We start from the raw sequence: 19,677 nt of genomic DNA, 5'->3' as shown, positions 1-19,677 counted from the left end.
TCTCACCTACCTTTCTTCAATGAGTTTTCTTCTTTCCCTTGTTGCTTTGATAGCCTGCGCTTGGGCCAAGAACATTTCTTGCTCACGCTGCATAGCTTCTTGCTTTGTTTCTTCCTCCGTTTTCGCTTCTTCAACGGCTTGTTCAATTTGTTTGAGAAATGGATAAGCATCTTCAAATTTTGGAAACTTCTTCGGATCATTGAATGCAAAAACGGCTAACCTTTGCTGAGAATAGTCGAATAATGCTTTTTCTTTCAACTCATTCTCCTTGATTTTCTTGTTGGCTTGAACTTGTATCATGATTTCTTCAAGTGTCATTCCCCAATATTCAGTGGCAGGGATTCCTGATTCGACAGCTTGTGGGTACATGAATTCAAGCATTTCGGATAGATTATCGAAGTTTTTTACAGAAGACTGTCTTCGCTGTTCGTTTGATCCAAAGATTCCCCATCTGTCGCTTCGTTCGCCGTTTCTTTCTTTCCGAAAAAACCAGCTTCATCCAAGAAGTCATTGATTTCGCCAAATAGATCCATCGTTGTTTTTCCTGATTCAATGTATTGCTCGAACGCATCAACGATTGCTTTATCTGTCACGCCGCTTGTTTTATTGGCGCCTTGTAAGATAATCAATAAACTGTTGGCTGGTGGTAATTTGATTTCGCCTTGTTTTTTAACAAACAGTCCCATAATCCCTTCATCTAAGCGCTTTTCGATTGCTAAAATCGATTTACCGTCTAAACGAAGTTGTAAATTTAGCTCTCCTAATTGAAATGATTTAGTGTTTGGCATTTGTACTACGTTGCTTTTTGACATGTATGTTTCCTCCTAATTTATAAAAATAGAGACTAAGGATTATCCCTCAGTCTCTGATTCGTCTGCATTGTCCCCTGTGGTATCTTCAGGGGTTGTTACTCCCCCGGCGCTGGTGCCGGAGTGATATCTGGACCGTCACTTACAACGATACCTAAGTTAAACCCAATCGCTTGGTTAACTTCAGCTCCATCAAATTTGTAGTAAGGCTCGCCAGTGAATTCAGCTTTCAATCCGTCTGGATAAGTGATCGTCCAAGCCACAGATTTGCCAGTTTCAACCAATGCATGGACATCTCGGAAGTTGTCCCCTTGATAAACGATCGCAAATTCAAAGTTGTCTACATCTTCAATACCTTTGATATAAGCTTTCTTTTCTGATCCCAAGTGTGTTACATCCACTTTTTCTGGGTCATTACCCAATGCTGGGATAGATTTAACTGCTGCTACAGTTTTAGTTGTTGCACCATCTTTGTAGGTTAAGACGGTACCCTTTGATAATAGTCCTGCAAAATCCATGTGTAATTCCTCCTATTTTTTGTAAACATATTTCGTAACATTATCAACTACAGCTGTTACTTCAACGATGATTCGCTTTAGATCAGCCGTGTTAGCATCTTTAGCGGTACCAGAAAAACCAATACTACCGAATGTGCTTAAAACACATTCAGCAATACTGGTCTGGCTTTTGTCTCCGTATAATTCAACTGTGATTGTCCAATCTGTTTGTAACTCATTACCCAACGAATCAATCTGATGTGGTTTATTGGCTGTCCTATAAATAGCCAATGGGAATGTATTCCAAGTTGAAGGATAGTCCGTGGCAATCTTTTTGATGTCAGTGACGGCTTGTAATACTTCAACAGTGACTGTCTTCATATTCACTCGTTCCATCACTTCAACTCCCTTAACTTGCGTTGTACATGCTCTTTGTAGATTTCTGGTGCTTCACCGATCAAATCTACTAAAGAAGGATACAAGAATGGTCGTGCTGGCTGTCCTTTGGTAATGTAGAAGTCTGTACCTTGAACAGTCACACGAGGAATACCGTATATAGCTTCCAAATCCGCAGCAACATCTTTTGCTGGGATAAACCATGCTGTTTGCGAGTAAACTGGTGTAAATCCTTCTGGTAAGTCTTTTTGACTAGCTTCACCGATAGGACCAGTACCAACTTCTCGGAATAGCGCTTCTTGCTTGTCGGACCAGACACATCCAACAATTTGGTTTTGTGCATTAATCACGACTTCGTTTTTCAAACTACCCAACAATTCACCACTAGAATATTTCATGCTAGACGACAATCGCAATTCGGCAGCTTGTTTGATCAACTCAGTGATCTCAAAAGTTGCATCCCACATCGCATCATCTAAGATTTGCGGTATTGCTTTGACTTTTCGCCGTAAACTTTCAAGGCCTTTGATTTCAACTCCCACGATTATCATTCCTTTCTAGCATAATGTTCTTGTGCGTCGAAAATGTCTGGATAGATTTGATCGTGAAGTCTGGTTCCTCATCTTTACCAACGTAGACGCAAATGCCGTCTAGTTCATTCTGTGACTCGCTAATCTTATCGCCTTGGTATTTGCATGCTTTCATTGTTTCAAGCTTGCTGCCATAGATTTGGGCGTTTACCGAACCGCTTGCAGCTTGTACATTCATACGTAACTCAATTGGTTCGAATGGATAAGTTACTATTTCCTCTGCTTCTTCATCATGAGTAACTTTTCGCTTTTTTAGATAGACTGTTTGTAGGTCATTCTTCAGTAGGCGCATAGTAACTCACAACCTTTCCCTTTCGGAATCTGTTCAAGCCACGTTGAATAGAGACTGGAATATCGGTCAAGAAAGACTGCGACACGCCGCCTTCAGACCTTGAAGCTTCACCTTCAGCGCCCTGTTGGTTGTATGCGATTGTTGCAAGTTGTCTTGCATATACCCACATACGATCAATCATCGCTTCACGACCAGTATAATCAAGGACGAGTGCGACAGCGTCCTCGATCAATACTGTTGCTGAGATAGGAGATATCTCCAATTGCTCAGCTAGTACTGAAATAACTTCATCTCGTTTCTCATCCATGATTTCACTCCTTATTCGCCAGTCCCACCAGCGATCGTAGTAGTCGGTGTCCATAGTTTATGCTTGAATTGAACGATACGAACATTTTTAGATTCGTATACACGTTCCCAGTTACCGCCAGTAGCTAACTCAGTGTTTGTTGGAGAAGAACCAGCAACAGACTTACTTGTGAACTTAACTCCACGTGGATGTAACAAGAAATGTTGTCGGTTAACCAAGATATCATCCCCAGCTAATGCATCACGGTCTGTTTCAGTAGGGACTGGAGCAGCACCGTTCCCCAAACCAATAGCACCTTGGCCAAAGATATAAGAAGTGAACACTCCGCCAGAATTAGGCATACCATCATCAACGATCACGCGTTTACCCATGTAAGTCGGGATTTTTGTGTTGTTTGAATCTAACAAGAACTCAATCAAGTTTTGTTTGCGCAAGTTAGCATATACAGACGAGTGAACAGCAATTGCAGTCAGTTTTTCTTCTGCATCACCCAATTTGTATGAAGCATCCAAGAATGTTTCACCAGTGAACGCAGCAGCATTACCTGTTTCAGCAGAAATATCTAAGCTGTTATCGCTCATTTTAGTAGTTGTAGCGCCAAACACGCCTTTTAAGACACTCAGCAACGTAGCTTGTTGACGGCGGGCCCAATAAGCCGCAACCAAGTCACCAATAGCACGCATAGGATCGTCACCAGACAATGCTTTAGATAAATCATTTACTTTCCAAGCTTTACCACGCATTAAGAGAGCGGCAACGTCTTGACCAGCAGTGATTTTATCTGTTTCTAGTGATTCGGAATCAGACAATACTTCATCGTCACCAGTTAAATCTTGCCAAAACGGCATATTGATTAACTTACCACCAGCAGTTGCCAAAGCATCTAATTCTGGATCTTTCACAACGATTCCCGATTGGTACAACGCTGATAATTCAGCAGTACGTTCAATAACGTAACGGTTGAAGACTTCTGGTACAATGACGTCTTCGATTTTTGTTTTTGCAGCAAAATACTGCAAGTTCATTTTCATTAAACTTTTTTCCATTTTTTCTCCCACTTTCTATTTATTCGCTAGTGCCTGTAAGGCTTTTGCTTTTTCTGGATCATCTCGTAGCAATCTTCCTTGCTCAGTAAGATTTAAGGTTTCCGCAGCAAACGGATTAATGTCAGGCAAAGTTGTATTAGAACCTAGTGGTGAATCAACTGAATTCAATAGCGCTTGATCAACTGCAACTTTTAGCGCTTCATCCCATGCTTTCTTGAATGTTTTGACATCTTCCAAAATTTCTTCTGCGGTGTCACCTTTAATGCGTGCTGCTAACTCTTTGCTGATTCCGATTGACTGTAACTGATTGCCTTTTTCAACAAATAATTGTTCTTGTCGAAAAGCTTCTTTTTCTTTTTCGAATTCCAACTTATCTTTGTTAAGCAATTCTTTTTGTCTTTCTTCCTCACTTAGCTTTGCCAAACGGGCAGCTTCATTCTTTTCTTCTTCAAATTCTTTCTGCCAGCGTGACTTTTTACTTTTGACAATAGAGTCAACTTCTTTGTCATCCTTGAAACCAAACTTCTCTTTGATTGCTGCAATCTCTTCTTCGCTCAACTCTTCTACATTAAGTTGTTTTGATGTTTCAGAATCATCCGGAGTATCTGATTCATCTTTTTCAGCAAAGAATTGTAGGTTAAGTGGCAACAGTTTTTTGTGTTTCATGTTCTGTACTCCTTCCATATCTTTTAGAGTGGATAAATGCTTGCACTTCCGATGCTTTTAATGTCTTCACGCTTGGACATGACAAAAAGCCTAGTCAATGACTAAGCTTTCAATCCCATTATTTTTCTTTTCTGTTCTCTTATTTCTTCATCCGAATACTTTTCTTTCAGCTTATCCATCCATTCGTTATAGGTAGTGTCACCTCTAATTGGAATGACTTTACCACTGATAGGATCCAAAGCATTCCTAGGCAGCTTAAGAGTGCGTTTGCTGTACATAATAGCTATTGTTCTGCACCAAGGATGGAAAGGCGGATACGTACCACTAGCACCATTTACTTTAGCTTCAGAAACTCGATATATTTTATGATCTTTTCCTTTACAGATATCAGATGTTCGCAAGTCCAACACTGCAACCAGCATGTATTCTTTTACGCCGTTATCTTGCCACGCTTTGAGCTTTGCTTGGTTAGCCATGTAATTAGCTTCCGTCCGAATCAAGCGCCTAGCAACACCAATAGAGCGGTCAAACTCATTAGCTATTGCCTTAGTCATTTCAAACTCCGACATGCCAGTCATTGATTCAACAGTGAACAGTTCTTCTAACCTTGCTGCTAAAGCTTCAGTATCACCCCATATCCGTTTAGAATAATTCGATCCATGCCAGTGGCTATCGAGGATGTTCTTCGTATACCTGGTCGATAGTTCCTTAAACTGATAATCTTTCTTATTCCATACTTCAATAACTACGCCATTCTTAGCATTCTCTTGTGCCTTTCGAATGACTGATTCAGCAGTTGCTTCACGATAAGATTCGTGAATAGCATCTACATAGAATTCTGTCTGCTTTTCTAGCTGAACATCAGCAACTTGCTTAGAAACTAAAAAAGACTTGGCTTTCAAGTCTTCTGCACGAGTGATACGCTCTTTAAATGCTAATGATTGCAATCTGTTTTTTGCTGCAGCTTGTAATTCAGAATCTTTAATCTGTTTAGATAGCTTTCACAATTCTTCTAACTCTTCAACTGACGTTGTTTGGTTTAGTATCCTTTTAGCTTCATCCTCAGATAGCCCAGAGCGTTGTTGAGAGCGTGCAAATAACTTCCTAACCTTCTTAGTTAAGTATGTTTGTGCTTGCCTGTAAGCCTTGGCTACAGCTTCCTCAACCTTGATTGCACCATCGTTTATCTTTTGCTCTGCGTCGATGTTACGTCGTTCCCAGTAGGATGGCTTGCGTTTCTTTTGAGCCATTTAATCAGCTCCTCAATCCTCTACAAGTTCATAAGTTTCGTGAAAAATGTCAGGTTTGCAAGGATAGAACTCACCTTGAACGCCTTTGATGATGTAATCACCATCAGAAATTTTCATAGTTCCTTCTAAAGTCTTGATAGCAGGATAGTAGCTGGGCATATCATCTCGGTTAACACAAGAACCATCAACAAAATAATCAATCCAAGCGTCGCCCACGAACTCTTTACATTTTCTGTAAGACCGAGCAGAACACATTTTTAGTTGCATCACATCGACCACTACCGGTTTCTTCCTAGCTTTCATCCTCTTCGTCCTCCTCTGGCTCATCATCTAAATCCGAATGACTATCTTCAGCTTGCACTCCTAATGCTTTCTGGTTCATCACAATAGCTTCTTCTTTTTCAAGGTTCAACTGTTTCAATACTTCGTCCACATCGTCAATATCTGGCAACCACCCTAGAAGCACTTTAAGCGGTAAGATGCCAGCTTGATAAGCACTAACGATTTGATTGATGATATCGCTAGTGTTTACAGGTAAATTAGGCTTAAGTTTAATCTTTGTTCCTTGCGCATCAATTGAATTGTCTTTGACCTTCAAAATTGTTTCAAACAATACCATGCGCTTTCTCAAACCTTTGATCATATAACGTGATTTAACCGACATAAGCTGAAGCAAGCCAAAAAGTTTGTACTTCATAGCTTCACCAGAAACATTTCCAGAAAACTTCTCATCATTCATATCAGGTACATAGGTAATCTTATGGATATCGTCAAGGATTGCTGATCGTAAAAGATTAACACCGTCCTCATTTAATTCCTTTGTAAGATACCCTGCGTCTACTTCATTAGGCATTGCAGCCGTTTGAAGCATCTTTTCTTTCGCTAGCTTCTCACCATCACCATCTTCCAAAGTAAATCCCCTTATAAATAGGATTGCATCTACAAAGGCTTCTTTATCGTTTAGTCGATCGGATTGGAGTAAATTATATGCATCAATCAAAGAAATAGCTTGTTCAAAGTCGCCTTGCTTTTCTTCATTGTTTCGATACTCAATGACTGGCACTGCTTTGAAGTAATGTGGCTTGGCATCCACTAGTAGGTACTCACCAAATCCTCTTGAGCTTGCGTGATACGTAATCACTCGATTGTCGTTGTAATACTTAACCACATAGTGATCAATGCCGCCTTGCAGCGTTAGTACGGGTTGATAATGAACTGCAAACAAAGGGTTCTTGTCTACTGTGTCATCCGTAACTAAGAAAATACCTCTAGGATCAATACATTTGATTTCTAATTGTGTTCCATCGTTTTCCTTTGTCTTGTTTAGATACACAAGTTCATAACCAACGCCGAACGTTGATAGGTCTTTCTCCAATTCTGTATCATGAGAAACGATGTCAATCCTGTCGTAAGCATCTAAGATTGGCGATATGTTCTTATCTGATTCAGATACATAAGAAATCGGATTACCCACCATAAATCCAACATTCATGTCCACTACATATTTCGCATGGTTGATCAACACTTTATTATTTGGCGCTGCTTCATTTTCTTTCTCACGATTAAGAATGTCGTGCTTACCATCGTAATAATCTGATAGCCTTTCTAGTCTCGCCAATTCCATCATGTGCTGTTGGATACAAAAATTAAGTAACTCAGCAGATGGGTTATTTAAGTCGCCGGCTATCTGTCTGTTAACTACTATTGCCACAATATCACCTCTCTTAAAATCCGAATTTAACTTTGCTGACGATTTGAGCCTTTTTGCTTTTCTTCAACTCGTGTGAGTAAATTGCATATCTTAATGCATCAAGAACATCATCAAATTCTTTAATCGGTTCCCCTTTTCGTTTATCCCAAACATATTGATAAATCTCGTTTGGAAACTTCTTAACTTTGTCACGACAGATAAAAAGCTTATCCGCTTTAATCTTCTTGGCAACAGATTCAACACCGCTTAATCTGGCTTTGTCTGCATTGAAAGCTTCGATGCGTTCACGTTTGAACCTAGCAACATGTTCTGGTCTGGCAGAATCACAATAAAAAGGTATCCTAGAGCCATATCGCTCCTGAATACCTTTGGCAATCTCTACCCAATAATCAATCTCTTCAAACTGCGTGGCATGTTCTTCTATGAGATATGCTGTTCCGTTATCTGTTTCGCCTATAACAACAATAGATCCCCAGTGTTCGTACCCCCAGTCAACTCCACAATAGAAAGAGGATAACTGAGGGATTTCATTTGATTGGACGTAATGCTTACTCGCATCAAAGTCTTGATATACCACACCTTCAGCAGACACCCACAATCCTTTTATGTCACGATCGTAGAACATACCACTAGGCGTTGACTCTTTAATGTTTTCTCTGTATCGATCAGAAAGAAAAGTGTTGTCATCTAATTCAAAATGAAACGCCTTGATATTTTTACTTGTATTGTCGATATATTCCTTTTTTAGCCAATGCTCTGGATTATCTGGGTTAGTATCGCCCAATATCCTAGCGCCTGTTCCTGAACAACGAGAAACGATTTCAGCAAATACTTCTTGCTTAGCTAATGAAGCTTCATTGATATATGCACCATGAGCCGTCATACCACGAATAGCACCGACACCGCCAATGTTTCCCGTGTATGCTTGAACCACCTTCACACCGAACAAGACAAAGTTATTATGCTTATCAAACTTCGGTTCAATGCTATACATATTGTACAGCTCTTGCAGTATGTTCTTTTGAATAGTGGCACTTGATACACCAGCGAGAATATACATCGGCTCTTTAATGCCTTCTTTATCTGCTATCTTGCGCACACGTCTTAACTCAAACAAAAATAAGTCATTGTTTATCTTTGTCTTTCCTGATCGCTTAGCTCCATGCAGCAAAGTAATGAACCAATCTTTCTTTACCGTTTCATTCAAAACTTGGATTTGTTTAGTAGTGTATACATCACTAATCATTCAGTTCACCACTAATCTTCTCTAACAACTCATCTAACTTATCTTCAGTAGTCTGAGTTGTGCCATTTTTGAGTGCTTCAGCTTTAAATTGGGAAATTTCTGCGTCTGCTTTAGCTTTTTTGATTTGAGCATTGTGCAATTCATCAATTTCAATATACTTCATAAGTTCGGCCATAGCTTTTTGCTTGTCATAGAGTTTGACAGAAACTCCATCTTTCCCTTTTTTAACCTCTTGGATGAGTGTGCCATCGACTTCTTCACTGTTTTTCAATGAAACTTGGGATGACTTGTATGTTTCCAATTCGCCAGTAAACTCGTTAAACACCTCTTGCTTCTCGCCGGCCTCATCATACTCATAAAGCTTATGTTCTGTTGATGAGAACTCAACAAAATCCGTGATATCAGCAAACGCCTGCTTTGCGTATTCTCTTATCAAATCTTTTACATCAAGAAACACATCTTGCTGCAGTTCTGCCTTCAGTCTTTTCAACTCGATCTTTATGCTATCTTTTGCTATCAATCTTATGCTGTTAGATCTAGCGGAATTATAATCACATCCATACGCCTGTTGGTAGGCCTTCGTTGCATTAAATGATTGTAAATAGTAAAGACAGAACAACTTTTGTTGCTCTGTCAAGTCATCGTTATCTATTATTAATTGTGGTCGATCATTTGCCTTAACGGACTGTTCCTTTTTATTTGGAGCGCTCCTTTTGGAATCGGAACGCTCCCAGTTATCTTGTGATTTCCACTTTCTGATAGTTGACGGACGTTCTCCTAATTCCTTGGCTATATCTACTAAAGGCCGTTCTTTTGATTTTAACCACAATTTATAGGCTTTATCTCTATTTGGGTTTCTCTGTCTAGCCATCCATTCACCACCACCTCACAATCTGTGTCTTTTTTGTAATTCTATGTATAAAAAAAGACCTCATACGAAGTCTAATGAAGCTTGTTTTGTATCAAGATTTCAAGATCATCAATTAATGAATCTATCCTCTTTTCTAACCGTTTAATTTCTGATCGTAGATATATATCTCTTGCAGAACCTTTTGCTCTATCTTCACTCTTAACGTTCAGATAATCAAATAATGATTCTTCACATTCTTTAGATTTATCAAATATTTCACTGGAAATGAAAAATTTATTTAGTGTTATGTAGTTCTTGGCGTCAGCAATAAATTTAAGCAAATCATTTGTTAGTACACCGCCTTTATAGTTGAGTCTATAATATTCAAAAGCAGTAATAATTTTTTCATATAATACAGGAAGAACATCATATTCTTTTTTCATTGTTTCGAATTTTACAGAAAACTCATGTTCTAATTGTTGATACTTCGTTTGAAATTCATTCTGAATCTCACTTATTCTAATTGAATTGTCATACCGAATGGCTTCTAATTCTTTTTGAAGTTCTTTTTCTTGTTCTGCTTTCAAAACGTCTAATTTTTGGTCCCATCTTGATTTTATATAATTCGAGATAATATTTGGAACACCAAAAAATAGTAAAACTGAAGGCACAACACCTGCCAAAAAAGCAAAAAAAGTTAGAATATAATCTTTCATAAATCCTCCTTAACAATATAGTTAATCTATTATATCATTTTAGATTATTCAGAAAAGCAAAAAAACAGCCCTGAAGGACTGTTTAGTAGGAAGTATCAAAGATCATGTGAGTAATCCAACCGACAACTCCCAATCAGGAATGTAGGATTTGAACCTACGACCTCTACTGCCCAAGAGTAGCGCTCTACCAAACTGAGCCAATTCCTGTTTTAAGACGGCTAGCGAATGAAGATAAGGAGTGTGTTCAACTCCATTCATTTTAAATTTTTTGATGCCGTCTTAATTAAATACAGGGCGCTAAAAGGAGAATCACGAAAGTAGGTCTGCCAACTGATCATAAAGGAGTGCGCCCTGTTATTTACAAATTTCTATACTACTATTTTATCACTGGATTTGTTGCATGTGTGTGCATGTTTTGTGCATCAGGTTACCAATCGTTAATCATGTCGATACCAAACAGCACTACTGATAAATCTTCAAGCGCTTCTTTGCAGTTGCGACTAATAGTAGAACGATCAACATGCAATTGCTCTGCCAATTTGTCATCATTCAACAAGGGACGCTCAATGAACTTTTTGTTAATAATTCGCCACTTGCGCTTGTCTTCTGGCTTGCCTGTCGAAAGGCAAATTTCTTTATAAGCTTCTAAGCATATATCAACATGTTTCATTAACTTCACAGATTTTGCTTTATTCTGCATCAACAAATCAAGATTTAACCACTTATGTTCCCAAAATGTGCCTTGTACCTCTTCTACATGCTCCTCAACGGCTTCACTATGGGCTTTCAACTTGTGGTAGTTATTCATCAGTAACCTTGCATTGTGAAAAGCTCTTTTCTTGAACTGCTTTTTCTCATATTCCCTGTCTTTTTGAATTCCTTTACGAATTTTTAGAGCTAGCTCGTCTAATTGTTTGTCTGATAGCTCATGCACATTAATTTCCAATCACTTGCCCTCCTCATTATCTTCTTTACTAAAAATCACACCTACGAATACAGAAGCTATTACAGCTACAAATATCAAAACCGCCTCTGTCATTTTCTTATCTTCTCAATTTCCCGCTCTAGCCATTCATCATTAGTTGCTAGCAAGGTACCTTCTTTGGAGTAATATTCATTGATCAACCTTGCTGGATTTTCTGTGGTTCCCTCACCTTCGAACGAAACCACATGAATAACTTCCATCATTTTAACTTCACGAACATGATTTGATTTCTTAGGTAATACCATTTTTATCCCCCTGCTTCCATAGCATCTCGTACCAATGGATCGTTAATAATAATCTTGTACTTCATCTGCTCATACTGCAGTTGCTCTTGAAGTTGTTCAATTTGCTTCTGTTGATCCACAATTGTATAGGATAGCCAACTCAGACCTGCGATCGTCAACAGTATTATGATGATTGAGTGGCTAGTTTTCATTAGCTGGCTCCAATAGTTCTGGGTTTTCGTATATGTTGCCACATACAACGCAATAATCTTTGATGTTATATAGCCAATCCTCATCCCCTGCAGTGAAAGTTCCATTCTCGAAAACTATTTTTTCATAGTAGTGATATCCAGATTCAGAATACTTAATTGCTACTATATCCCCCTCGAAAACCTCCACGCCGTTCTTGTCTTTCAAGCCTGTTGATTGCATGAGGTACTCTGGTTTCACTTCTATCCAACCAAAACCATCGGTAGCCTCTACCAAAATCTCACCGTCGCCGAATCGGTTACTCGTCACTCGGACTTGATCGTTCATAAATTTCGTATCTGGTTCCCACGCTCTAAATTTTGGTATCATTTTATCCCTCCTGTTTGCTATCGCTGACGATTGCGGAAATTTACTACTATCTTTTATTATTTAATGTCTTGCAATACTGTAAGGGTTGCTGACTCCCCTTAATGATATAATTTGATTATTAATTAAAAAGGAGTCTTTTTATGGACAAAGTAAAAGAAGTAGTTTCAGTAATACTAATATTTGCTTTAATATATTTTTTGTTGTGTCTCGTCGCATCTCTCATTATCAGTTTTTTTAGATTAGTTTTTAAAAGAGAACCTTTCTTTGTAAACTTTAAAGAATTATTTCTTAACTTGTTTTTAGAAATTTTGAATCCTTTTAATTATCTGTTCTGATTAAAGCATTTCGTCGGATAACTGACTTGGTAAAATATGTTACAATACCTAAAAGGAGGTATTGCTTTGGGAACTTTTTTAGCTTTTATTTGGTATATTTTTATAGGATTTATGCTTTATGGAATCATCAGATTGGCAGTTAAACACGGAATTTCCGATTCCAAAAAAAATAATTTATGATTCTGTTGCTACTCTTTTAGGGTAGTTTTTTTATTTCCACAATTTTGGTGGATTACTGACTTAATCATGTGGTGCCTAAATCAACAATGTTGTAGTTATCGTTGTACTCCAACCAAGGTTCTTCACATACTTCCCCACCAACTGTTGTGGTAACTTTCGCATCAGATGGATAGTTTTTTAGTTCCTCAATTAGTTCAGCAACTGTCATTTCTTTCCCTCCTATTCCGCTATTTCTTCCGCTTCTGGAATTATTTCAGGTCACTGGACTTAACGAAAACACCATTGACCATCTTTCCAGTCCGTCCTTTGATTTCGTCATAAGCGAAATTCAAGCACTCGTATAAATCCATGTCGTTTTGTAAAGCTAAAATAATTAAAGTCACAGCAACATCTCCGATGCCATCACGAAGTGCATCCTGATCATTTCTAGCTAATGCAGCCGCAACTTCACCAGTTTCTTCGACAACTTTCAGCATTTGTTTGCTAGATTCTGCCTTATCAAGCCCCTTATTTTTTGCCCACTTTTCTACTAATTCAACTAATACATCCATGTTATTTCCTCCAAATTTTAGTTATGCACATATCCACAAAGTTATACACAATATATTGTAGGAACGTATTTTCGCCCACTATATATTGTCTATCTTGTTCTTTTATAGCCTAGTTCAATCAAAAACTCTTCCCTTTGGTTCAAAGCGTTACGATAAATCGCCTGTACACCAATTTGATACGCATAGGCTTTTCCTTCTTGACTAGTAATGAACGATAGGTCCTTGCTGTTTCATCCACTAAAATCGCATGAAATTCGTTGTAATAAATTCTTTTCAAAATATTCACCTCAACTTACAAACTTTTGATGGGAGATCTTCACTTCATCATCATTAATCATCGAGTAGGCCATCGTGGTCTCAATATTTTCATGACCGAGAAACCTAGAAACGAGTTCTATAGGCATCCCGTGTCTTCTCGCAAGTGTTGCGGCTGTCCTTCTAAATCTGTGCGGGTGAACATTCAAAACACCTGCACGCTCCCCTAGGCGCTTGACCAACTTTTGGACTCCTGCAGTAGTCATCTCTTTCCCTCTCGTCTGTCCATAAAATAATGGACCAGTGATGTGAGGCACCTCTTTTAAATAATGATTCAATGCCAACTTTGCCTTGGCATTAAAGTATAAAGTTCTTTGTTTGTTGCCTTTTCCAATTACTTCAATCGAATCATTTTCTTGGTCATAGTCATTAAAATTTAGAGAAACCAATTCAGAGACTCGACATCCGGTACTCAATAGCAGTTCGATGATGAGCGTTTCTTTTGCATTAGAAGCAGCACTTCGCAGCTTTTCAACTTCAAGCTCACTGAATTCTTGTTTGCGCCTTTTGGGTACTTTTATCTTTTCCACCCTTGCGCCAGGATCTCGATCGATAAACTCTTCGATATAAAGCCAGTGAAAGAACCTAACGATGCAGCCACGTTCACGAGCAAGCGTACCTTTAGATATTCGATCCTGAATTTCCCTGTTAGCAATAAACAATCGGATGTCATTTGCGGTGATATCCTTAAACGGCTTTCTAAGCTTACTCATGAAGAAATTGATCGTCTGCATATAAAGTTTCAATGTTCCGTCTGAAAGCCCCTGAATCTTCTTTGACACCATAAATTGATGGTATGCAGCTGCATCGGATCTCTCATCATAGATCACTACATCAGTTGAAGTTTTAACTAAGTCGAATGAATCCAAATGCATCAATAGGAGCATATTTACTTTCCTAAGTTGTTCTGGATTCAAATCATTTTCTAAATCTCCAACAATTTTATTAATCAGCGAATTCTTACTGGTCATCGTTCACTCCTAACCGAAACTCTTGCGAATTTCATATTCGTGGTCGATCAACTCTTTCAGTGTATCTTTGGGATATAATTTCTTGCCCGATCGCTTTTGATGCTGCACACACAACCATTGAAACTTTTCGATGGTTGCATCATCCATAGCGTATCTGGGTCTTTTTTTCTTCGTAGCCAAAAGGTGGGACACCTCCTATGAAATGGTGGGACACCTTTGAGGTTACTCCTTCCAGCGATAGATCCGCCCTTGTTTATCAGGGTTCCCACTTTGGATTAAATTTTTAACAGTGACTTTGGACTTTTTGCATTTCTCACTAACGGTTTTCTTATTTCCTGTAAAAATGACGCCCCCTTTATACAGGACCTCAACTAAACGTTTTTCAGGATTTACACCTTCATATAGATCCTCCCGAAGCTTTTCCCATTCATTTTTGGCATCCGGGTCTTTTTCGAGATCCACTTTTTCTGCAAGGTACACCATCCGCTGCCGGCGAATCTTTTTTTCAAGTCTTTTTTCTTTATCCATCTAACCGCCTCCCTTTTTGTTTAGATAAGCTTGAACCTTGGCATTTATTTCCGCTTGACGTTCAGGATCAATTTCAGGCTCCGGTTCAGGATTAACAAATCTTTCCGGCAATGGTTCTTCTCGAATAAAAGGTTTCTTTATTCGCTTTTGGTTACTTGTTTCTTTTTTTATCTCAAACTTGAGACTGTCAAATTTTTCTCTCAGCTTTTTAGCGCTTCTGATATTGCCAAACCAAAACTCGCTTTTAGGAAGCCAATTGATCACATACTCAATTTGTTTGATAGTACGATCATCCTTTTCCTCCATAAGGCGAATAACATCTGCCCATTTTTCCAAGTTGGCTTTTTTCATTTCTCTAGGAAAATCATTCATCAAATTATTTTTAAGCTTCGAAGCAAGCGTGAAGTGTTCGGTAGAATACTTCACGGGAGAAGTTTCAACTTCTTCTTTATTTGTATTATTAAATGTATTATTAATAGATGTATTATTATCTTGATAGATTTCTGGGTGAGGGGTCACCCATTTTTCTGGGCTACCCCCTACATTTTTCTGGGTGGGGCCGTCTAGAATTCTGATATACCTAGCTTCAATTTCCTTAGTCCCTTTTTTGTATTTGACCTCTCTGTATATGAACCCCCTATCTTCAAGGGATTTAAGCCAGTTTTGAATAGTAGACTTACCTACTTTATACTGACTGGCGAAATAGTCATTACTTGCCCAGCAATAGCCTTTTTCATTGCACAAGGCGGTAATTTCTCCGTACAAGAGTTTTGCGTTAGGTATTAAAGTATCGTCATATCTAACACTGGCAGGAATTACCGCAAAATAACTTCGGTGATCACTCACGATACTCCTCCTCAATAGCTTTCTTGAACAAATCTTCCGTTTCGTATTCTTCATCAAATCGCATGATCTGGGCGTTGTTCATAATTCCGATCTTGATCAATGCCTCTTGGTCTAAGTAGACTGGTTTGATTTGATATTTTTGAATAAACTCTTCTTGACCCAAGTTGTGAGCGATATTGTGATACTTCCAACTCAAAGCAACAAACGGAAACTTCCGATGATCGACTTTGTTTCTGTGGCGATTCCCTACTGCCGTTACATGGTGGATCTGCGCTCCTGATTGACCAGTTACTGCGCATTTACGGTATTTGCAGCAGAAGTAGAAGAAACTATCGTGTTCCAGAAGGTAGTTATAGCGCCTTGGCAACTGAACCCCTTCTGCAACAACGTATTCGATTAGAAAGTCAATCCATTGTTTCATCTCTGATTTTGTTGCTGTAGCATGACTGAATTCACAATTGTAGGTATTTTGATAGACGTTCCGCATTTTTTCTTTCGCTTCATAGCGTGGAATATTTTCACTCTCAGCAATATCTTTGATCAAAGAATGAGATAATGCATTTTGCTTCGCACTTCTGGGGTCATTATCTATAAACTGGATTTCTGCGAATCCCTCCTGCCCCCTGCGGATCGTTTCAAGGTGTTCAGGATTCACATTCTCGTCAACTTCCAGTAGAAATCTGTTCCCCTGTTGCTTCAAAATCTTGGCTAGCATCACTCGGTCACTTCAACAATTTCGATCCTTAATTGCACAATGCTTTTGTTTAGTAGTTTAAATTGTTCATCCGAGCCTTTAAGTTTAAGCGTGACTACTTTGCCTTTTGCTGATACTTCCTTTTCTTGAGCAGGCTCTTCTTGGATCTCACCAGTTTCCGGATCAATCGGTACTGATGGAACTGGCTCTTTTTTCTCAACTTTTTCGATGATAGCTGCTGCTTTGGCAAGCTTTTCTTTTTGTTCTGCAACAACTTGATTAATCTGATCAAAGACTTCTTGCAATTCGTGACCTTGATCGATCCAACGAACCCAAGAGAATGGATCTAAGCCAACGGCCTGCGCATAGCTTTCAACTGCTTGTTTGTTCGCTTCTAAAGTTTGTTTTTTAGACACGATTTCATTGATGGCATCTGTGATTTCTTTACTGATTGCTTTTGTTAACTCACCCTTAGCAGCAGTAAAGGCGCCCTTATTTGTCCATCGATCAGGAATTTCAATTTCACTTGGATCAACACCTAATGCATTGCACAGGTCCTCTATTTTTTCTTTCACTTTCTGCAATCGGGAATCACGTTCTTTAGTTTCGAACTTTTCGAGGCTCTGAGAAATTCCTTCTTTGGCAGTTTCCATCTGATCAACAAAGGCTCTGATCTTGGCTTCAAATGCTTTTAACGGCTCAGAATATCCGTTTTTTACTTCTTTCCGTTTTTCTTCCAGCAATTTAATAATGTTATTCAGAGACGACCGCGCATCTTTAGCTCCTTGGATGTCTCCTTCGCTGAAGGTCAAGCTTTTGTAATGATTGGCGGTATTTTCAACAAGTGCTTCAAGCTCTGCTTCATTTTTGATTTCAATGGTACTTGGTGTATAGTCAATCTGAATTGATGTGTCTGTTTTGATTAATTCATTCATCCGATAGTTCCCCCCATGTAAATGATTTAGTTTCTATCTTTTTCGGCGCTCCTTGTTCAGGTGGTTTAGCCTTCTGAACTTTTTCTGCCTTAAGCTTCATCCGATTGGCATAATTCAAAATAGTGCCATATTCATTTTTATTTAATTGATCAAATGGTGTTTGTATTTTTGTGTTTTCTCGGATATTTGCAACAAGGATTTCAAAATCTGTATCTGTTGCTTGAGCAACAACCTTGAGTATTTCATCCAAATAGCCGACTTGTTCCTCACTAATTAGTTCTGGCTTAGAAATATCTTCTGGCATATCTTCCCCTGCATAGAGATACAAGCCTAATCCATGTTTGGCCAATGCTTTAACAAAGCAACGTTTGTTACTAGTGTTAATTTGAAAACTATTAGGATTAGATACTGGATACTTGGCTTTTTCAACAATTGGCAGCCATTCGGTTTCTGCCTTACCTTGAAATGTCACAGTGTTTCTGACGAAAAATCCTTGTGGTGTTTTTAAATAAGGGACTGTCACCCCTTCAATCATTCGGAATTGATTATCAAACATTGGAAATTCGTGGACTTTTTCTGATGCCTCCGGATCAATACGTTTCATTTCACGCCATCCGTATGACCATGAAAGATATTCAAGAGAAAATTCTTGTGGATTTCCTTGTTTATCTGTGTATTTTTGGACATTCTTCTTAACTGCATTCGTCAGATCTCGGTTGTAAAGTTCCTCGAAAGAGACGATTTCTTTTATTGTCATAAAGGCACCGGCTTTCCTAGTTTTGATTTGCAGTACTCCAGCAGGTCATCCTCATGGATGAATTGATCATCAACGGAATAGACTAGGTCACCTTGATATAGGGGATTGCCACGCCAATCAAATGCTATAGGGTCATTTTCATCTTGTGGCAATTGTCTTGCCCCTAGACTGTCAAATTGATCCATGATACACTCTCCTTAAATACATTTTGTTTGTGACTCATTGCTTTGGTCGGCTGAGTCACTTTTTTGTTTCATCCGTTCGATATGTTGTCTTGCTTGGATCAAGGGCTTGTTGTGTCTGTACCATCGATCAGCAACGACTTTACCGATGCGCAAAGCTTCTGCTCTAGTCATACCGTCTTACCTTCCTTTTGCTTTTGTAATTAAGGAATACTCCATAGGGGCCAGTATCCGCACTTAGGAAAACCGGTCCTTTTTTTGCGGCAAGATTGATGTCCCCATCCACCGTTTCTAAATTGAGAAATACCGGTGTTTCAGTGATTCGTAAATACCAGATGCAAAATTTCTTAATCATAGTTTTTCCTCCTTGAAGTATCGATCGATCAAAGCGAGCGCTTCTTCTTTTGTTGATACGGTATGCTGCATTGTCGATCCGTTTGTTTCTATTGAGATAGTGATTTTCATGCTGTTCCTCCTTTGGTATAATTGTTAAAAACTGGTGGTGTTAATGTGGATGGATTTAATCTCGAAACATTTAATTCTTACTTAGAAGAACGAAAGAAAATTATTGAGCCTGCCTTAGAACAAATCCGACAATTTGAAGAAGTGATTGCTCCACATGTTAAGATAATGAATGTTGCTACTGAAAATGTGAAAGTAGCAACTGAACATTACGACAAGATTCGTTCTTTAATCCCAGATGTAAAGAAATTTTATAGCGGTATTACTACTCCCGATGAACTCAAAAATGATGGTCCGATCGAAACTCAACTTACTAGTTTAGACTCCAGATTAGTTGAGTTGAAAGAGAAACAAGATTTTACAAAAGAGGAAAAAGAAAGTTTGTTGTTAGCGTCGGAATTTATTGCCAATCAGAACATTCAAGAATCCAATGAGATTCGAAATTATCTTAATTCGATGTCCCCTACGTTGCTCAAGGACAATCAAGAAATAAGTGATAAAAGTGAGTTGGTATCTAATAAAACTCAAGATTCCGAACACGAAGAAAAAGTTATAAATCAAGATATCGACCCTTCTTTCTTAGATGTGCTTCTAAATAAACAGACATTTTATAATGAACTTTCTGGCTTTATTTACCAAACTATTTTTGCAATGGCTTCTGGTGTAATTAATGGTGTCACCTCACCCATAACTCTTATGCTAGTTGTTTCGATTCTTTGCAAAATACTTATCAAACCAAACAAGTGAAATAGTAATA

General features: G+C 38.6%; 33 protein-coding genes and 1 tRNA gene. 1 reads left to right on the top strand and 33 read right to left on the bottom strand.

The features are described 5' to 3' along the window. Nucleotides 1-6 precede the first annotated feature (6 nt). The 33 genes from IGI94_RS04005 to IGI94_RS03845 form a co-directional block, all read right to left on the bottom strand. The gene (locus IGI94_RS04005) at nt 7-258 is read right to left on the bottom strand and encodes a hypothetical protein (RefSeq protein WP_254907490.1); all 252 of its coding nucleotides are present in this window, start codon (nt 256-258) and stop codon (nt 7-9) included. A gap of 146 nt (nt 259-404) precedes the next feature. Further along, nucleotides 405-812 (bottom strand): DUF6096 family protein, encoded by a 408-nt coding sequence (locus tag IGI94_RS04000; protein ID WP_438899475.1) that lies wholly within the window; start codon nt 810-812, stop codon nt 405-407. A 95-nt stretch (nt 813-907) separates the two neighbouring features. After that, nucleotides 908-1,327 carry a phage tail protein gene (locus IGI94_RS03995; RefSeq protein ID WP_142963176.1) on the bottom strand — a complete coding sequence of 140 codons (420 nt, stop codon included), beginning with the start codon at nt 1,325-1,327 and terminating at the stop codon, nt 908-910. A gap of 12 nt (nt 1,328-1,339) precedes the next feature. Then, the gene (locus IGI94_RS03990; protein ID WP_142963177.1) at nt 1,340-1,702 is read right to left on the bottom strand and encodes a hypothetical protein; all 363 of its coding nucleotides are present in this window, start codon (nt 1,700-1,702) and stop codon (nt 1,340-1,342) included. Continuing rightward, nucleotides 1,702-2,244, bottom strand: coding sequence for an HK97 gp10 family phage protein (locus IGI94_RS03985; RefSeq protein ID WP_438899474.1), 543 nt, complete (start codon nt 2,242-2,244; stop codon nt 1,702-1,704). Before IGI94_RS03985 ends, IGI94_RS03990 begins: the two co-directional genes overlap by 1 nt. Continuing rightward, nucleotides 2,234-2,584, bottom strand: a complete 351-nt coding sequence (locus IGI94_RS03980; protein ID WP_142963179.1) for a hypothetical protein — start codon at nt 2,582-2,584, stop codon at nt 2,234-2,236. The genes IGI94_RS03985 and IGI94_RS03980 overlap by 11 nt, the downstream gene beginning before the upstream one ends. Next, nucleotides 2,565-2,891, bottom strand: a complete 327-nt coding sequence (locus IGI94_RS03975) for a phage head-tail connector protein (protein ID WP_438899473.1) — start codon at nt 2,889-2,891, stop codon at nt 2,565-2,567. Before IGI94_RS03975 ends, IGI94_RS03980 begins: the two co-directional genes overlap by 20 nt. Before the next feature lie 11 nt (nt 2,892-2,902). Next, nucleotides 2,903-3,937: a major capsid protein gene (locus IGI94_RS03970; RefSeq protein ID WP_438899472.1), complete on the bottom strand. Its 1,035-nt coding sequence runs from the start codon at nt 3,935-3,937 to the stop codon at nt 2,903-2,905. Between the two features lie 15 nt (nt 3,938-3,952). Beyond that, nucleotides 3,953-4,603 (bottom strand): DUF4355 domain-containing protein, encoded by a 651-nt coding sequence (locus tag IGI94_RS03965; RefSeq protein WP_438899471.1) that lies wholly within the window; start codon nt 4,601-4,603, stop codon nt 3,953-3,955. Between the two features lie 101 nt (nt 4,604-4,704). Further along, nucleotides 4,705-5,550 (bottom strand): minor capsid protein, encoded by an 846-nt coding sequence (locus IGI94_RS03960; RefSeq protein ID WP_438899470.1) that lies wholly within the window; start codon nt 5,548-5,550, stop codon nt 4,705-4,707. Nucleotides 5,551-5,604: 54 nt separating this feature from the next. Further along, nucleotides 5,605-5,853 carry a hypothetical protein gene (locus IGI94_RS03955; protein ID WP_438899469.1) on the bottom strand — a complete coding sequence of 83 codons (249 nt, stop codon included), beginning with the start codon at nt 5,851-5,853 and terminating at the stop codon, nt 5,605-5,607. A gap of 12 nt (nt 5,854-5,865) precedes the next feature. Next, nucleotides 5,866-6,156, bottom strand: a complete 291-nt coding sequence (locus IGI94_RS03950; RefSeq protein ID WP_438899468.1) for a hypothetical protein — start codon at nt 6,154-6,156, stop codon at nt 5,866-5,868. Continuing rightward, nucleotides 6,146-7,564, bottom strand: a complete 1,419-nt coding sequence (locus IGI94_RS03945) for a phage portal protein (RefSeq protein WP_438899467.1) — start codon at nt 7,562-7,564, stop codon at nt 6,146-6,148. The genes IGI94_RS03950 and IGI94_RS03945 overlap by 11 nt, the downstream gene beginning before the upstream one ends. Before the next feature lie 13 nt (nt 7,565-7,577). Continuing rightward, a complete protein-coding gene (locus IGI94_RS03940) occupies nt 7,578-8,810 on the bottom strand; it encodes a PBSX family phage terminase large subunit (RefSeq protein ID WP_270287008.1) in 1,233 nt (410 codons plus the stop codon). After that, on the bottom strand, nt 8,803-9,681 hold the full coding sequence (locus tag IGI94_RS03935; RefSeq protein ID WP_438899466.1) for a terminase small subunit: 879 nt from the start codon (nt 9,679-9,681) through the stop codon (nt 8,803-8,805). Before IGI94_RS03935 ends, IGI94_RS03940 begins: the two co-directional genes overlap by 8 nt. A 71-nt stretch (nt 9,682-9,752) precedes the next feature. Continuing rightward, complete coding sequence (locus IGI94_RS03930) at nt 9,753-10,376, bottom strand: hypothetical protein (protein WP_438899465.1); 624 nt, start codon at nt 10,374-10,376, stop codon at nt 9,753-9,755. A 133-nt stretch (nt 10,377-10,509) separates the two neighbouring features. Beyond that, a tRNA-Pro gene (locus IGI94_RS03925) sits at nt 10,510-10,583 on the bottom strand. 220 nt (nt 10,584-10,803) lie between these two features. Continuing rightward, on the bottom strand, nt 10,804-11,322 hold the full coding sequence (locus IGI94_RS03920; RefSeq protein ID WP_128489054.1) for a hypothetical protein: 519 nt from the start codon (nt 11,320-11,322) through the stop codon (nt 10,804-10,806). Nucleotides 11,323-11,411: 89 nt separating this feature from the next. Next, entirely contained in the window at nt 11,412-11,606 is a 195-nt protein-coding gene (locus tag IGI94_RS03915; protein ID WP_142963187.1) for a hypothetical protein, read from the bottom strand. 2 nt (nt 11,607-11,608) lie between these two features. Beyond that, the gene (locus tag IGI94_RS03910; protein ID WP_325837266.1) at nt 11,609-11,797 is read right to left on the bottom strand and encodes a hypothetical protein; all 189 of its coding nucleotides are present in this window, start codon (nt 11,795-11,797) and stop codon (nt 11,609-11,611) included. Beyond that, a complete protein-coding gene (locus IGI94_RS03905; RefSeq protein WP_438899464.1) occupies nt 11,787-12,164 on the bottom strand; it encodes a YopX family protein in 378 nt (125 codons plus the stop codon). The genes IGI94_RS03910 and IGI94_RS03905 overlap by 11 nt, the downstream gene beginning before the upstream one ends. A gap of 579 nt (nt 12,165-12,743) precedes the next feature. Further along, a complete protein-coding gene (locus tag IGI94_RS03900) occupies nt 12,744-12,887 on the bottom strand; it encodes a hypothetical protein (protein ID WP_194185345.1) in 144 nt (47 codons plus the stop codon). 40 nt (nt 12,888-12,927) lie between these two features. Continuing rightward, nucleotides 12,928-13,230, bottom strand: a complete 303-nt coding sequence (locus IGI94_RS03895) for a MazG-like family protein (RefSeq protein WP_194188268.1) — start codon at nt 13,228-13,230, stop codon at nt 12,928-12,930. Nucleotides 13,231-13,517: 287 nt separating this feature from the next. Continuing rightward, nucleotides 13,518-14,516 (bottom strand): tyrosine-type recombinase/integrase, encoded by a 999-nt coding sequence (locus IGI94_RS03890; protein WP_438899463.1) that lies wholly within the window; start codon nt 14,514-14,516, stop codon nt 13,518-13,520. Between the two features lie 9 nt (nt 14,517-14,525). After that, entirely contained in the window at nt 14,526-14,696 is a 171-nt protein-coding gene (locus IGI94_RS03885) for a hypothetical protein (protein ID WP_167827182.1), read from the bottom strand. Nucleotides 14,697-14,738: 42 nt separating this feature from the next. Next, complete coding sequence (locus IGI94_RS03880) at nt 14,739-15,044, bottom strand: hypothetical protein (RefSeq protein WP_438899462.1); 306 nt, start codon at nt 15,042-15,044, stop codon at nt 14,739-14,741. After that, nucleotides 15,045-15,890, bottom strand: coding sequence for a helix-turn-helix domain-containing protein (locus tag IGI94_RS03875; RefSeq protein WP_438899461.1), 846 nt, complete (start codon nt 15,888-15,890; stop codon nt 15,045-15,047). Then, complete coding sequence (locus tag IGI94_RS03870; RefSeq protein WP_428216090.1) at nt 15,883-16,605, bottom strand: putative HNHc nuclease; 723 nt, start codon at nt 16,603-16,605, stop codon at nt 15,883-15,885. The genes IGI94_RS03875 and IGI94_RS03870 overlap by 8 nt, the downstream gene beginning before the upstream one ends. Further along, on the bottom strand, nt 16,605-17,519 hold the full coding sequence (locus tag IGI94_RS03865; RefSeq protein ID WP_438899460.1) for a DUF1351 domain-containing protein: 915 nt from the start codon (nt 17,517-17,519) through the stop codon (nt 16,605-16,607). The genes IGI94_RS03870 and IGI94_RS03865 overlap by 1 nt, the downstream gene beginning before the upstream one ends. Next, on the bottom strand, nt 17,512-18,276 hold the full coding sequence (locus tag IGI94_RS03860) for a DUF1071 domain-containing protein (protein ID WP_153883465.1): 765 nt from the start codon (nt 18,274-18,276) through the stop codon (nt 17,512-17,514). The genes IGI94_RS03865 and IGI94_RS03860 overlap by 8 nt, the downstream gene beginning before the upstream one ends. Then, nucleotides 18,273-18,461, bottom strand: coding sequence for a hypothetical protein (locus IGI94_RS03855; protein ID WP_313151504.1), 189 nt, complete (start codon nt 18,459-18,461; stop codon nt 18,273-18,275). The genes IGI94_RS03860 and IGI94_RS03855 overlap by 4 nt, the downstream gene beginning before the upstream one ends. A 12-nt stretch (nt 18,462-18,473) precedes the next feature. Further along, on the bottom strand, nt 18,474-18,632 hold the full coding sequence (locus IGI94_RS03850; RefSeq protein WP_185932371.1) for a hypothetical protein: 159 nt from the start codon (nt 18,630-18,632) through the stop codon (nt 18,474-18,476). Further along, the gene (locus IGI94_RS03845; RefSeq protein WP_142425404.1) at nt 18,625-18,813 is read right to left on the bottom strand and encodes a hypothetical protein; all 189 of its coding nucleotides are present in this window, start codon (nt 18,811-18,813) and stop codon (nt 18,625-18,627) included. The genes IGI94_RS03850 and IGI94_RS03845 overlap by 8 nt, the downstream gene beginning before the upstream one ends. A 155-nt stretch (nt 18,814-18,968) precedes the next feature. Between IGI94_RS03845 and IGI94_RS03840 the strand changes: the two genes are divergently transcribed. Next, nucleotides 18,969-19,667: a hypothetical protein gene (locus tag IGI94_RS03840; RefSeq protein ID WP_313151505.1), complete on the top strand. Its 699-nt coding sequence runs from the start codon at nt 18,969-18,971 to the stop codon at nt 19,665-19,667. The last annotated feature ends 10 nt before the right edge of the window (nt 19,668-19,677 follow it).

The organism is Enterococcus sp. AZ149, from assembly GCF_051714285.1.
GTDB lineage: Bacteria > Bacillota > Bacilli > Lactobacillales > Enterococcaceae > Enterococcus_D > Enterococcus_D entomosocium.
Note: the sequence above shows the minus strand (reverse complement) of the source record. Positions and strands in the feature narration are given on the sequence as shown.

Bases quoted from the DNA above. Each gene is read 5' to 3' on its own strand.
- IGI94_RS04000 (WP_438899475.1), bottom strand. From the start codon at position 812: ATGTCAAAAAGCAACGTAGTACAAATGCCAAACACTAAATCATTTCAA.
- IGI94_RS03995 (WP_142963176.1), bottom strand. From the start codon at position 1,327: ATGGATTTTGCAGGACTATTATCAAAGGGTACCGTCTTAACCTACAAA.
- IGI94_RS03990 (WP_142963177.1), bottom strand. From the start codon at position 1,702: ATGGAACGAGTGAATATGAAGACAGTCACTGTTGAAGTATTACAAGCC.
- IGI94_RS03980 (WP_142963179.1), bottom strand. From the start codon at position 2,584: ATGCGCCTACTGAAGAATGACCTACAAACAGTCTATCTAAAAAAGCGA.
- IGI94_RS03975 (WP_438899473.1), bottom strand. From the start codon at position 2,891: ATGGATGAGAAACGAGATGAAGTTATTTCAGTACTAGCTGAGCAATTG.
- IGI94_RS03970 (WP_438899472.1), bottom strand. From the start codon at position 3,937: ATGGAAAAAAGTTTAATGAAAATGAACTTGCAGTATTTTGCTGCAAAA.
- IGI94_RS03965 (WP_438899471.1), bottom strand. From the start codon at position 4,603: ATGAAACACAAAAAACTGTTGCCACTTAACCTACAATTCTTTGCTGAA.
- IGI94_RS03955 (WP_438899469.1), bottom strand. From the start codon at position 5,853: ATGGCTCAAAAGAAACGCAAGCCATCCTACTGGGAACGACGTAACATC.
- IGI94_RS03950 (WP_438899468.1), bottom strand. From the start codon at position 6,156: ATGAAAGCTAGGAAGAAACCGGTAGTGGTCGATGTGATGCAACTAAAA.
- IGI94_RS03940 (WP_270287008.1), bottom strand. From the start codon at position 8,810: ATGATTAGTGATGTATACACTACTAAACAAATCCAAGTTTTGAATGAA.
- IGI94_RS03935 (WP_438899466.1), bottom strand. From the start codon at position 9,681: ATGGCTAGACAGAGAAACCCAAATAGAGATAAAGCCTATAAATTGTGG.
- IGI94_RS03930 (WP_438899465.1), bottom strand. From the start codon at position 10,376: ATGAAAGATTATATTCTAACTTTTTTTGCTTTTTTGGCAGGTGTTGTG.
- IGI94_RS03915 (WP_142963187.1), bottom strand. From the start codon at position 11,606: ATGGTATTACCTAAGAAATCAAATCATGTTCGTGAAGTTAAAATGATG.
- IGI94_RS03910 (WP_325837266.1), bottom strand. From the start codon at position 11,797: ATGAAAACTAGCCACTCAATCATCATAATACTGTTGACGATCGCAGGT.
- IGI94_RS03905 (WP_438899464.1), bottom strand. From the start codon at position 12,164: ATGATACCAAAATTTAGAGCGTGGGAACCAGATACGAAATTTATGAAC.
- IGI94_RS03900 (WP_194185345.1), bottom strand. From the start codon at position 12,887: ATGACAGTTGCTGAACTAATTGAGGAACTAAAAAACTATCCATCTGAT.
- IGI94_RS03895 (WP_194188268.1), bottom strand. From the start codon at position 13,230: ATGGATGTATTAGTTGAATTAGTAGAAAAGTGGGCAAAAAATAAGGGG.
- IGI94_RS03890 (WP_438899463.1), bottom strand. From the start codon at position 14,516: ATGACCAGTAAGAATTCGCTGATTAATAAAATTGTTGGAGATTTAGAA.
- IGI94_RS03880 (WP_438899462.1), bottom strand. From the start codon at position 15,044: ATGGATAAAGAAAAAAGACTTGAAAAAAAGATTCGCCGGCAGCGGATG.
- IGI94_RS03870 (WP_428216090.1), bottom strand. From the start codon at position 16,605: ATGCTAGCCAAGATTTTGAAGCAACAGGGGAACAGATTTCTACTGGAA.
- IGI94_RS03865 (WP_438899460.1), bottom strand. From the start codon at position 17,519: ATGAATGAATTAATCAAAACAGACACATCAATTCAGATTGACTATACA.
- IGI94_RS03860 (WP_153883465.1), bottom strand. From the start codon at position 18,276: ATGACAATAAAAGAAATCGTCTCTTTCGAGGAACTTTACAACCGAGAT.
- IGI94_RS03855 (WP_313151504.1), bottom strand. From the start codon at position 18,461: ATGGATCAATTTGACAGTCTAGGGGCAAGACAATTGCCACAAGATGAA.
- IGI94_RS03850 (WP_185932371.1), bottom strand. From the start codon at position 18,632: ATGACTAGAGCAGAAGCTTTGCGCATCGGTAAAGTCGTTGCTGATCGA.
- IGI94_RS03845 (WP_142425404.1), bottom strand. From the start codon at position 18,813: ATGATTAAGAAATTTTGCATCTGGTATTTACGAATCACTGAAACACCG.